This is a genomic window from Dulcicalothrix desertica PCC 7102 (assembly GCF_003991905.1).
Taxonomy (GTDB): Bacteria; Cyanobacteriota; Cyanobacteriia; order Cyanobacteriales; family Nostocaceae; genus Dulcicalothrix; species Dulcicalothrix desertica.
The window spans coordinates 1-13,349 of the sequence record NZ_RSCL01000016.1; the positions used below are offsets into that span (position 1 = coordinate 1).

Annotated in this window: 10 protein-coding genes, 1 pseudogene and 1 riboswitch; of the genes and pseudogenes, 10 read left to right on the forward strand and 1 reads right to left on the reverse strand. The window is 36.6% G+C overall.

All coding sequences use genetic code 11. The features are described 5' to 3' along the window. The 9 genes and pseudogenes from DSM106972_RS53980 to DSM106972_RS29805 all read left to right on the forward strand — a co-directional run. A pseudogene (locus DSM106972_RS53980) lies at positions 1-194 on the forward strand (hypothetical protein); the annotation flags it as partial. 408 nt (positions 195-602) lie between these two features. Further along, positions 603-2,336 (forward strand): ABC transporter ATP-binding protein, encoded by a 1,734-nt coding sequence (locus tag DSM106972_RS29775; RefSeq protein WP_127084090.1) that lies wholly within the window; start codon positions 603-605, stop codon positions 2,334-2,336. Continuing rightward, complete coding sequence (locus tag DSM106972_RS29780; RefSeq protein WP_127084091.1) at positions 2,323-4,071, forward strand: ATP-binding cassette domain-containing protein; 1,749 nt, start codon at positions 2,323-2,325, stop codon at positions 4,069-4,071. The genes DSM106972_RS29775 and DSM106972_RS29780 overlap by 14 nt, the downstream gene beginning before the upstream one ends. A 325-nt stretch (positions 4,072-4,396) precedes the next feature. Beyond that, entirely contained in the window at positions 4,397-5,245 is an 849-nt protein-coding gene (locus DSM106972_RS29785; RefSeq protein ID WP_127084291.1) for a DUF4351 domain-containing protein, read from the forward strand. Between the two features lie 769 nt (positions 5,246-6,014). Continuing rightward, positions 6,015-6,159, forward strand: a riboswitch (cobalamin riboswitch). A 21-nt stretch (positions 6,160-6,180) separates the two neighbouring features. After that, positions 6,181-8,325 (forward strand): TonB-dependent receptor, encoded by a 2,145-nt coding sequence (locus tag DSM106972_RS29790; RefSeq protein ID WP_127084092.1) that lies wholly within the window; start codon positions 6,181-6,183, stop codon positions 8,323-8,325. Positions 8,326-8,348: 23 nt separating this feature from the next. Next, entirely contained in the window at positions 8,349-9,215 is an 867-nt protein-coding gene (locus DSM106972_RS29795; RefSeq protein ID WP_127084093.1) for a (2Fe-2S) ferredoxin domain-containing protein, read from the forward strand. Between the two features lie 52 nt (positions 9,216-9,267). Further along, on the forward strand, positions 9,268-10,500 hold the full coding sequence (locus DSM106972_RS29800) for an ABC transporter substrate-binding protein (RefSeq protein ID WP_233787178.1): 1,233 nt from the start codon (positions 9,268-9,270) through the stop codon (positions 10,498-10,500). 4 nt (positions 10,501-10,504) lie between these two features. Then, positions 10,505-10,642, forward strand: a complete 138-nt coding sequence (locus DSM106972_RS53985) for a hypothetical protein (protein WP_186538439.1) — start codon at positions 10,505-10,507, stop codon at positions 10,640-10,642. Between the two features lie 87 nt (positions 10,643-10,729). Next, positions 10,730-11,785, forward strand: coding sequence for an iron chelate uptake ABC transporter family permease subunit (locus DSM106972_RS29805; protein ID WP_127084292.1), 1,056 nt, complete (start codon positions 10,730-10,732; stop codon positions 11,783-11,785). A 121-nt stretch (positions 11,786-11,906) separates the two neighbouring features. On the opposite strand, the gene DSM106972_RS29810 is transcribed toward DSM106972_RS29805, so the two are convergent. Beyond that, positions 11,907-12,419: a peptidoglycan-binding domain-containing protein gene (locus tag DSM106972_RS29810; RefSeq protein ID WP_127084095.1), complete on the reverse strand. Its 513-nt coding sequence runs from the start codon at positions 12,417-12,419 to the stop codon at positions 11,907-11,909. A 527-nt stretch (positions 12,420-12,946) separates the two neighbouring features. Between DSM106972_RS29810 and DSM106972_RS29815 the strand changes: the two genes are divergently transcribed. After that, positions 12,947-13,345 carry a hypothetical protein gene (locus DSM106972_RS29815; protein WP_127084096.1) on the forward strand — a complete coding sequence of 133 codons (399 nt, stop codon included), beginning with the start codon at positions 12,947-12,949 and terminating at the stop codon, positions 13,343-13,345. The last annotated feature ends 4 nt before the right edge of the window (positions 13,346-13,349 follow it).

Genomic DNA, 13,349 nt, shown 5'->3' on the forward strand with positions numbered 1-13,349 from the left:
AAAATTATATTGTAGTTATATTTTTACCCTCTGTCATTGGCTTTATACGGGTTTACCCGTTAGGTGCAAGATATAAGGTAGGCAAAGCAGTAAAACAAAATAAAGTATATATAGTTCCTGATTATTGGATTGGCAGCGGTATGTTAGCAGCAAATGCGGTTACTGATGATTTATTTAAGTATTTAGTTAAATGAGAAAATTTTATTATGGAAGACTTTTGCCGTCTACCTAAAAATACTTCATCAACAGGAAAAATTATGTTTACTATCCATTGTAACTATCCGTAATCAATACGTTTTCTGTAAGCTTGCAGCGTAAGTCCTAAGAATGTGAACACTCAGATATAAATATATATTTATCTGTTGAACAACACTAAATATTATGATTTTAAATTGTAGTCATACAATACCTGCCCAACTCAAAAATTCCGCCTATGGTTCAAAAAATTCCGTTTAACGTTCATTATCATCATCCGCAATCAATGCGTTTCCTGTAAACTTTATAATAATTCTTTTATTGCTCTATTTCAAGTATGATTCCTAAACCATTGTATAAACAGACCACTAGCAAAAAAATAATAGTTCTTGTGTTCTAGCATTTCAATGAAAAAATATACTAATTTATTATCAAAATATCTTCTGCCTCAAAAAACGCGCGCTATTTGGTTGACTCTTGCGCTGTTATCTAGTATTGCTCTACAATTAATCAATCCGCAAATCATTGGCTACTTTATTGATACTGCTGTTGCGGGTGTTTCTACTCAAACACTTTATTTCGCTGCTACTATTTTCATTGCCGTTGCAATTCTAACTCAGCTTTTCTCTATAATTACAACTTACCTCAGCGAAAATGTTGCTTGGACTGCTACTAATGCGCTTCGCAGCGACTTAGTTACTCACTGTCTTTCTCTTGACTTTTGTTTTTTTAAGTCTCGTACACCTGGTGAGTTAATAGAAAGAGTAGATGGTGATGTCAATGCTTTATCACAATTCTTCTCGCAATTGGTTATAAATATTTTAGGCAATGTTATTTTACTTGCTGGTATTTTAATCATACTGTTTTTACAAGATTGGCGTATCGGCGCCTCTTTAACTATATTTAGCTTTATAGCACTCAGTATACTAGTAAGTTTACGACCCCTTGCAATTATACCTTGGACTGCTTATCGTCAAGTAAGTGCAGAATTTTTTGGATTTATTGGGGAATATATTGTAGGACTAGAAGATATCCGCGCGAATGGTGCTGTGAATTTTGTCATGCACCGTTTTTATAAATTTTTACAACCTTGGCTGTCTATTTACCATAAAGCTCGTTTTGCCGATACTACTGTTTGGGCAACAACGGTAGGATTATTTGCTGTTGGGAATGCTCTCGCTTTAGGAATAACTGCTTATTTATGGAACCAAAAAGCAATTAGTATCGGTACAATTTATGTATTATTCCATTATACAAACTTACTACAAGAACCAATCGAGAAAATCCGCGAGGAATTAGAAAACTTTCAACAAGCAGAAGCTAGTATTTATCGTATTCAGGAAATTTTAGACCATCCAGTAAAACGAGACGTGACTAATCTACAGGCATTAGAAGCTGGAGCATTGTCGGTGGAATTTGACAATGTTTGTTTTAGTTACGAGTCAGATAATCAGCGCGCGCTTAATAATCTATCATTTTACTTACCCCAAAATCAAGTATTAGGAATTTTAGGACGCACTGGAAGCGGTAAAACTACAATTACACGTTTACTATTAAAATTTTATGAACCGCAATCTGGTTATATACGTTTAAATAATATTCCCAGTCCACAAATATCTTCAAAAGAATTACGTACACGAATAGGTATTGTTACTCAAGATGTACAGCTATTTCACACTACAGTGCGTAATAACTTAACTTTTTTTAATCCTGCCATTGACGATACAGAGATTATAGATATTTTAACAGAATTAGGTTTATATAAATGGTTATCTTCACTTCCAAATGGCTTAGATACAATCTTAGCATCAGATAGTACAGGTCTTTCTGCAGGACAAGCACAATTACTTGCTTTTGCTCGTGTTTTTCTCAAAAACCCCAGTTTAGTTATTCTTGATGAAGCTTCCTCTCGTCTTGACCCCAACACAGAAAAAAGTTTAGAAGCAGCAATTGATAAATTATTATTAGGACGTACTGGAATCATTATAGCCCATCGTCTCCAAACTATACAGCGAGCTAACCAAGTTCTAATATTAGAAAATGGACAAGTACTGGAATATGGCAGGCGCCAAGATTTACAAAATAATTATCATTCTCATTTTGCTCAGTTGTTAAGGACTAACTTAGATGAATCAAAATAAAAAAATAGATATCAAACAACTTTTATGGCGAATGATTCGCTATAATTTTAGGCTTTATTTAATCGATGCTTTTTTTTGGCTATTTATTGCTGGACTCCCTATTATACCAGGATTGATTATTCGAGAATTTTTGAATACCCTTACTAATCAATCTCAATTTAGCTTATCACCTTGGACGTTTGTTATACTCTTAGTTGCAACTGGAATTGGCAGAGTAATATTTATTTTCATTGGTCGCGTCACAAAAACTCAGCACCGCTTCACGATGAGTGCTTTGATACGACATAATTTATTGCGTATAATTCTCAACCGTCCTGCTGCACTAGCTTTGAAAAGAGAAAACCAATCCCAAAATAATTTAGCATTAGGAGAATTAATTAGCTACTTCCGTGATGACGTTGAACTTATAGAAGATAATGTTGTTAGCACTTCTGAACTATTTGACGCGGGAGTGTTTGCGACGATAGCTTTTATAATTCTAGCTAGCATCAATTGGCAGATGACTATTTTAATATTTCTGCCTGTAGTTGGAATTGTAGTTTTCATCCAACAAATGGAACACCGCATTAAACGCTATCGTCGCGCGAGCCGTATGGCAACTGAGAATGTCACAGGATTAATAGGTGAAATATTTAACTCAGTACAAGCCATCAAAGTTGCAGGCGCCGAAACATCAGTAATTAATCATTTTCAAAAGCTCAACGACCAACGGCGCCGAACTATGCTCAAAGACCAATTATTTACCGCTATTTTAAACTCTAGCTTTCAAAATCTAGTAAACTTTGGCACAGGAATAGTATTACTATTAAGCGCAAACTTACTAAAAAATAATATCGGATTAACAGTTGGAGATTTTGCTTTATTTGTATATTACTTGGCGTATATCACCGACTTTATCACATTCTTTGGAGAATTTATGGCTTTAACTAAACAAACAGAAGTCTCTTTCGAGCGGATGACCGACTTAATAGAAGATAATACTAATTTATCTAATACCTTAGTTGCCTCTCGACCACTTTACTTAAATAATATCTGGGGAGAAAGACAAAACTTACCTAGAATAGAACCAATACAACAAACCTACTCAGACTTACAAACATTAACCGTTCAAAACCTGACCTACTTACATCAAGGAAGCAACCAAGGAATTAAAAATATCACCTTTGAAATACAACGAGGAACTTTAAATGTAATCACAGGAGACATTGGAGCAGGAAAAACAACCCTATTACAAGTTTTATTAGGACTATTACCCTTACAAACAGGTAAAATTTACTGGAACGGCTGCTTAATAAATGACCCAGCAATCTTTTTTACACCTCCTCGCAGCGCTTACGTACCACAGATTCCTCAATTATTCAGTCAAACATTACGAGATAACCTTTTACTTGGTAGACAGGCGCCACGAGAAGACATCGAAAAAGCACTATATAATTCAGTCTTTGCCGAAGATATTGGCGCCATGCCCTTGGGACTAGAAACACTAGTAGGTTATAAAGGAGTTCGCCTTTCAGGTGGTCAACTACAACGAGCAGCTATAACGCGCGCTTTAATACATCAACCAGAATTATTAGTATTTGACGACATCTCCAGCGCATTAGACGTACAAACAGAAGAACAACTTTGGCGGCGCCTGTGTAACACTCAAAAGCAACAACATACTATCTTAGTAGTATCACACCGTGAATGGCTAATCAATCGCGCAGACCAAATTATTGTAATTAATCAACAGTAATACAAATGGCGCCACGACAAAACCACAACGTAGGGTGCGATCAGTCTATAAAAAACCCTCAACATCTTAACAAAACTTGTGGACTGATTGCACCAGCAAGCAAGGAAAGGCAACCACGGAAAAGCAGAATTAATAAAATATTAAAATGCTTTAATGTCGCCAAAAGTTTATACTACACCAACTTAAGGTTATAAGTTATTACATATAAAATCAAAATTTAATTATATAAAATTACAAAAAAAACAGTAATAAATTATACAATAAATATTTACCTTTTTTGGGTTTTAACTTATTATTTAAACATGATTCATCCAGGGTATTAATGATGAGCTACGATAACGTTTGTAAAATATTAGCTGAAAAATATCCACTTGATTTTGCGAAATGGTTAATCTCAACTAAAGTACGAAAAGTCAAAGTGCTAAAAACAGAATTGAGTATAGAGCCAGTTCGCGCGGACTCCGTATCATTTTTGCAAACACGAGAACGTATTCTTCATATAGAATTCCAAACTCTACCTCCATCCAAACCTCCAATACCTTTTCGGCAGTTGGATTATTCCGTCAGACTTAAGCGACAGTACGATCTTCCTGTGACGCAAGTGGTTATTTTCCTAAAATTCACAGATGACCCAATCGCTTATACAGACGAGTATAGAGACGAAACGACAGTCCATAAATATCAAGTCATTCGCATGTGGGAGCAAGACCCTGAGATATTCTTAAACAGCGAAGGATTGTTACCACTGGCGCCATTGGCAGCAACAAGTTCGCCAGAAGCCTTACTGTCGCAAGTTGTCGAGAAGATTGCTACAATTTCAAATAGAGGTGATAGACAAAACACTGCTGCATATACACAAATATTAGCTGGTCTCAAGTTTGACAAAACAATGATTCGCAATTTATTAAGTGAGGACATCATGAAAGAATCAGTAATTTATCAGGATATATTACAAAAAGGAGAAAAGCAAGGGGAAGAGAAAGGTGAAAAGCGAGGTGAGAAAAATGAGGCTTTTCGCCTTGTAAGTCGTCAATTAAATCGAAAATTCGGCGCCATCGACTCATCAATTATTGAACGTCTCCAAGGCTTGACAACAGAGCAACTTGAAGCTTTAGGAGAAGATTTTCTAGATTTCTCAAGTATTTCTGATTTAGAAGCTTGGTTAAATAGATAATTAAGAGTCTAACTTTAAACTATATATTCTCAGGTCAAAGATAAAAACTTTGACCTTTTTTATAATTGTGTCAGCAGTTTAATAACCTCTCCCCTTACCCCTCTCCTACAAGGATACTGCTGACGAATGGTAGATCTGACCCCTCATTTCACACAAATTGGCGGTAGAGACCGTATTAATTCGGTCTCTACGTAGGTCTGGAATAAGGCAAAATCGTTGTCGTGATGGGCGCCCCGAATCGCCAGCAGTATCCTCGTAGGGAAGGGGTTAGGGGTTAGGGGTTAGGTTCTTAGTAAACAAGTTACCCATATAAAATACATATCTGCATTGACTTGTAAGAAGATTATGCTGACCAATATGATGCAGTATGTGAATATAGTCAAATTATGCAGGTTAAGATTTAATTTATAATATTTAAAAATATGTACTTATCTGACGCTTCCGGAAATCTCTCTAGAAGCGTTAGTTTTACGTTTTCCTTTGAGAAAAATAAGTACACCTATTGACAAGCAGTAAAAAGAGAATGATAATCATTTCAATCAAAACAAATAATTCTCTTTGCAACTGATACAACAGATGTAACGGATAAGTTATTGGTAAGTATGGTTATCTAAAATAACCTATCCGCTACATCCGCTCATCATCCGTTGCCAGGTTTGCCAGCTATTTTAGAGGGGAGGACATGGATATATTTCAGAATTGGATGATAGAATCTGCTGGGTGTGATATTTGTAACATTTCTACATTAAACACTAGCCATAACCGTGTTATTGTGCAACAACGTATTCGTTCTAATAAAAATTGTTTATTAGAGTAACGGGGAAAGTTTGGTGAAAATCCAGCGCTGTCCCGCAGCTGTAATGAGGCAAAACTTGTCTCTAAGTCAGAATGCCCGTCAATAGTCACAAAAAAGTAAAATTATCTGCGAGGTACAGATGAGAAATATTATATGTAATTCCCAATGGGGAATAAATTTTGCTGTGTCTCTGACAGCAATGTTAGGGATATTATACGGTCATAGCGCTGTTGCAGAAATTACGCAGGTATCCGAGTTTCCTAAGAATGAAAAAACTGCTTCAGATTTACAACCCGTTGCAGAAGAAATTGCTCAACAACCTGCATTAACAGAAGAGACAGAACCAGATATTGAATTAACTGTAATTGAAAAGTTATTAAATGTACCTGTTTATGCACCTTTTCGTCGTGAGGGGACAGTCAAAGACTCGACTCGTCCTATCTATGTCATTACTGGTGAAGAGATGGAAGCGCAAGGCGCCAGAACAGTTCGAGAAGCGCTGAAGTTTCTGCCTGGTATACTCCCAGATGGAACGGTTGGAACTGAACCTCATGCTTTGAGCGGTCAGTTTATTCGTGGTTCTAATAGTGAACAAGTGCTGATACTACTAGATGGTAGACCAATCAATAACTTAGGTGGTGGTCGTTTTGATTTGTCAGAATTTACTACTACTAATATTGAGCGGGTGGAAGTACTACCTGGTGGGGGTTCAATTTTATATGGTTCTGATGCGATTGGTGGAGTTATCAATATTATTACTCGGCGCCCGCCAACAGAAAACAAAATTACTACTGATACAAAGGTAAATTTTGGTTCATATGGACTTAACCAACAAAGTATCCAGTCTGGTGGAAGAACGGGAAATATTGGTTGGGTAGTTGGATATAACCGTATTCAAGGAAAATATAATTACCCTTTTTCAATTCCCGAAGCTAACTTTAGGGGAGTGCGTAAAAATAATGATGCTCTGTTTAATAACTTTAATGTCAAGTTAGAGGCAGATTTAGATAAGCGCAATACTTTAACTTTGTCTACTTTATACTTGGGGAAAGACCAAGGTACACCTGGGGGAGTTCCTATACTTGTACCGCAATTTGGTCAAGGTTCTGGTAATGTTCTCACCGATAGAAACCGGAAATATACAGACCAAGTATTAAGTGATTTAACTTGGAATTCTAAACTGGGGAATGGAGATGATTCATTACTAACAGCAAAATTTTATCTTGATTTTACCAATACTCGCTTTGACTCTAATTCTATAACTATTCCGCCTCAATTCAACAGAAGATTTGAGACGAGGCAAAGTTCTTATGGTGTTCAAGCTACCCATAGCTGGCAGTTCGACAAAAACCATAGTGTTGTTTATGGTTTTGATTATCGCAATGTCAATGTCAATAGTAGTGCAATTAGGTTTGCTACAGGCGCCAAAGTCCCCAACTATGATGATACTATTGGTCAAGGCGCCATCTTTGCCAGGTATGAAACAAGCTTTATCCCTAAAGTCAAGTTAAATTTTGGTGTGCGTCAAGATTTTAATAGTTTAGCTTCAGGTGGAGCAACATCTCCATCAGTGGGTGTGAAGTGGGATATAACTAACTCTACTACTCTACGAGCGAACTATATCAAGAACTTTCGCGTTCCAACAATTGCTAACTTATTTAATGTTAACCCTACTAATGTTGGTAATCCAAATCTTAGACCTGAAAGAGGAGATAGTTACGATATTGGTATTGACCAGAAATTAGGTGATATTGGTTTACTGCGCTTAACATTTTTCCAAAATAATATATCTGACCTCATTGCTTTTAAATCTATCAGACCTGCTGTGAACGGAGTAACTGGAACATGGGAAAATATTGGTTTAGTTGAAACAAGTGGAATCGAAGCTGCATTAAATTTACAACTTGCAAAGAATCTTTACGCTTTTGTTAATTATACAGCAAATGACCCACGCATTAAAAAAAGCTCTAATCCCGCAGAAATTAATAAAGAATTAAGATTTGCAGGCGCCGATAAACTAGGTTTGGGTGTTTCATATGAAAATCCTCAAGGGTGGTATTTTGGACTATTAATGAATTCCCTTGGTGCATATCCAACGAATAATACAAATACCGAATCATTAGCTGGTTACACAACTTTTGACGCCAAAACTCGAATTCCTCTCAGTCAGAATTTTACACTTAATGCTAGTGTAGATAATATCTTTAATCAAAGGTATCAGTTGTTTGCAGGATTCCCTGATGCGGGTAGAGTGTTCCAAGTTGGTTTAAGCGCGAATTTCTAATTATATATACGAGGAAAATTGCCATGACTCAATTTAACCCAATGGTAAAACCATTAAATCAGATTTCTCGCGAACCTACTGGTAATGGTTGGAATATAGAGTATGAATATTTTGATTGTCAAAGTGATGTGCTTGCTTGTTTGACTTACACATTATTTCAAGATAACTGGCATCAAATTGGGTTGGGTCATCTTGAGCAAGGCAGCGTTTTAGAGCTAGAATTTAATGAGGCGCCTAAAAAATGCGTTCTTTATGATGGGTATCTCACGGTTATTGCTCAAGAGTGGCATTTTCACTTGTGTATCGAAGAAACTCTAGGTGGTCCAGATAACGAGACTCCACCAGAACAGCGACAACAAAGATTAATTAACAAAGGTGCATTATATCGACGCATCAACCCAGAAGGAGAACCGAGAAGCTGGGGTATACAGTTTTGGAATGGTGCGGGTGAAAAAGCAATGACTATATTTCTACCAAATCCATATATAGAGGATGAGAATTTATTACCTGATGGTAAAGCGAATTTTGCTAAATTAGACTTTTACCATGAACTTCGGGAAACTTATGTATTGGGAACAAAGCAATTACCTTTTACCAAGAACCCTTTTAAGTGTTCTTATGTAGCAGTTTGTACATCTGGACGCTGTTATCCGTCTCAGAAATGGCAACCTACATTTGAAGCACTTTTATCAGCAGTAGAAAAAGCCAAATTACATATAGAAGTGCGAACAACTGGTTGCTTACAGGTTTGTAAATTGGGTCCAGTTGCTTTTTATTCTGATGATAAAACTTGGTATACTCGTGTTCAACCAGAAGTTGCAGAGAAAATTGTCAGCGAGCATTTAATTCAAGGTAATAAAGTCATAGAATATATTTACCCACCTGTTTAATTAATGTAGAGACGTGACATGTCGCGTCTCCCTTACAATATTTTTATTTAAAATGGCTATGATTAAACCGCAAAGAAAGAATAAGAAAAATTATTTAAAACGATTATTCTTTATTTTCACTATCTTCATCATCTCCACATTAATTATTGCCTGTCAAAGTCCAAAAAGCAACCCTGACTTGGCCGCGACTAACCCATCATGCGTTCAACAATACGAAAGAACGCGCGACTACTTCCCAAACAAGGTTAAAATCACCCGCGCGAAAGGATTTAATGTAGAATATCATAACCACTATAAAGTTATCACCATTAATAACCCCTGGAAAGGCGCCAATACCAACTTTAAATACATTCTAGTTCAATGTGGTACACCCGCACCTCAAATTTCAGGCGCCCAACTAATAACAGTACCCGTTAATTCAGTCATATCCCTCTCTACTACTCATTTACCTCATTTAGCAAAATTAGGTGTAGTTGATAAATTAGTTGCTGTTAGCGATACGAAAACTGTCAATACCTCTGAAGTAGTAGAAAGAATCAAATCAGGTAAAGTTGCCAATGTTGGAAGTGATGCTACCGTCAATGTCGAGCAAATCTTAGAACTAAACCCAGATTTAATTACAACCTATGGGACAGGTAATGCCCAAAGCGATAGTTATCCTAAATTGTTAGAAGCAGGTTTGAAGGTCGCTATCAACGCTGAGTATATGGAAGATTCACCCTTGGGTAGAAGCGAATGGCTAAAGTTTACGGCTTTATTTTTTAATAAGGAGAAGGAAGCAGAACAGATATTTGGAGAAGTAGCAAGAAGGTATGATGAAATTGCAGCAAAGGCAAAAGCTGTAAAAACACGTCCAACTGTATTTGTAGGATTTAATTTTAAAGGTACTTGGTATATGCCAGGTGGTAATAGCTATGCTGCTAAGTACTTAGAAGATGCTGGTGCAAACTATCTTTGGAGTAATGAAAAGTCATCAGGAAGTTTACCTTTATCGTTTGAAGTAATTATCGAGCGCGCGACAAATGCTGATTATTGGCTAAATATGAGCCAAAAGTGGAAATCTAAACAAGAGATATTAGCCGAAGACTCTCGCTATGGCGATTTTAAAGCCGTCAAAACAGGGAATCTCTATAATAATAACGCGCGCGTGAATGAAAGCGGTGGTAATGACTACTGGGAAGGAGGAATTAGTAATCCTGATGTGGTTTTGTCAGATTTAATCAAAGTCTTTCATCCTGAAATTTTACCACAGCACGAATTAGTTTTTTATCGTCGTCTCAGTTAATGTCATGCTGAGGAACGTTAACGAAGTTTTCCCGAAGGGTAGCTTCTGGAACGAAGCATCTGGAACGAAGCATCTCTTAAAATTTCAAACTGTCATGCTGAGGAACGTTAACGCAGTTTTACCGCAGGGTAGCATCTCTTAAAATTCCAAATCTTTTAGATTCTTCGCTGCGCTCAGAATGACATTTATATTACTTTTAAAATATCGTGCATCGGAGAGGCGCCAATATATGTATATAACTAAAAACATTTCAAAATACTTAAATCAATACTCATTTTTTATAATATTGATTACCACATTGATTTTAGCCTTTTTATTAGACATAGCACTCGGCTCTGTACAAATTCCCATAGCTGAAGTTGTCAAAGTCTTATTTGGAGGAGATGCAGAAAAAGCTAGCTGGACGAATATTATTATGAAGTTTCGTTTGCCAAAAGCCATAACTGCAACAATAGCAGGCGCCGCTTTAGGTGTAAGCGGATTGCAAATGCAAACAATTTTTAGAAACCCACTCGCAGGACCTTTTGTATTAGGAATAAGTTCCGGTGCATCGTTGGGTGTAGCTTTGGTTGTCCTAACGGCAAATTTAGCTGGAGCAGGAGCAATTTTCCAAACTTTGGGTATTTTTGGTGATTTGAGTTTAGTTATTGCATCGAGTTTAGGCGCCGCTGCGGTGTTAGGTTTAGTTTTAATAGTGTCACGTAGAGTCCAAGATACTATGACATTATTAATATTAGGTTTGTTATTTGGTTATGCTACCAGCGCATTGGTTAGTATTTTGTTGCAATTTAGTGATAGTCAAAAAATCCAAGCATATTTACAATGGACTTTTGGTAGCTTTGCTGGAGTGACTTGGCGCTCCTTGCCTATCTTAGCAGGTGTAGTATTATTAGGTTTATTAGTCGCTGTTGCACTCTCAAAACCGTTAAATGTACTTCTCGTCGGTGAGTCCTATGCTTTGACGCTAGGTTTAAACTTGGAAAGAACAAGATTTTGGATAATTACGAGTGCTTCTATATTAGCAGGCGCCATTACAGCATTTTGTGGTCCCATTGCTTTTTTAGGTGTGGCAGTTCCCCATCTTTGTAGAAGCATGTTTAATACCTGTGACCATCGTATTTTAGTTCCTGCTGTAATGATAATGGGCGCCGTTATGGCACTATTTGCTGATTTAATGTGCGTATTACCAGGGAACCAAATGGTGTTACCACTCAACTCTGTAACCGCTTTACTTGGTACACCTGTTGTTTCTTGGGTGATTTTGCGACGCTATTATACAAAATGAGAAACCAGTGAATGATAGAACGTGATTCAATACTGCAAGGGATAAAGTTTCTGTAGGTTGGTGTTTAACCGAGCAGTATTGGAACGTAAGTATGTCTGAATTTAATGCAGCATCTTGAAAATTAAGACCTTGCAAAAGTATTATTTAAAATAATTTGTTCAAAAGACATACCATAAGACATTATATAAGCAAGTTTTCCCCAAGTCGCTTTACCAACAATACCATCAGGTACAAGATTATTAGCTTTTTGATATTTAATTACAGCATTTTTAGTATTGGTGCCAAACATACCATCAACAGGAATGATACCATAATCAGCAATACCGTAATCAGTTGCGCTTGTTAGTAACTTTTGAAGAATTTTAACATCGTGTCCCTGAGAACCTTGTCTCAACACTGGTTGTGTTTGTATCCATACCTCTTGTTTGATTGCAGCTTTTGTCTCATAGCCAACAATACTATCAGCAATTCCCATATGTTCTAGCTGAAACTTAATAACTGCGTTTTTAGTACTAACTCCAAACACACCATCAATAGCCCCTCTATAATAGTTCAGAGTTGCTAAATCTTGTTGTAAATCGACAACAGCGGCGCCTGTAGAACCTATTTCTAACGTAACAAATGTGACTGGCATAATAGTTTAAGTGGTTGCTTACATGGACTTACTACAAGTATTATTGCGGTAGTTACGGAAATTATTTAAATATTTTTTACGCAATATTATAGATTTTTACTCCCGAAAATAAATTTCTCTGCGCTCTAATAGCCTCTGTGGTAAAAATATTTACTCTAAAACTTAGACAACTGAGCCTGCCAAGATAGTGATTGTAGCATCTACATATTAACTAATAAAACATAAGGACTATTTCGCAACAATAGATTGATTAATCTCTCACATAGCTGTTATCCTTCCTAAAAATAGTAGAGACGTGACATGTCACGTCTCTACATGATTTAAAATGGGAAAACCAAATTTACTCATCTATTCAACATTTTTAGTAAAGTTTAACAACGGTTATTTTTTACGATGATGCGATAGAATGATAACTATTATTACGTTTGCGGTGAGTGTAAAAACTTACTAAATACAGGCTTCTGTTGCAAGTGGTGCAATGTGGAAACATAACGGGAATACTAACTTTTATGCTTTTGGAAAACAAGATGAAAACAGCCTTCTCGATACTCCTAGGGTTTATTCCCCTTTGGTTATTTTCGGCGCTGCTGCACAGTATAGATATTGATGTCAAGCGCGCGGGTGGTATTAATAACCCAAGAATGCTAATTTCTGTAACAATTATTGCTCTTATTCTTGGTATATTTGCCTCTGCTCCACTAGTTGCCTTTCATAAGCTAGGTAGACGGGGATATTGGGTTGGATTGCTGATAGTATCTTGTATACTAAGTATTTATGTTGCAGCGTTTGGTATATCAGCAACAAACTTGCAGGGTTGGTTATTGGCTTTTACTGTGATAATAACAGTATGTGCCACTATTTTCTTTCTCGCTACTGTTCCTGGTGTTTTAGCACTGAGGTCTTATCGTTCAAGATTTTCTAGGTAATTAA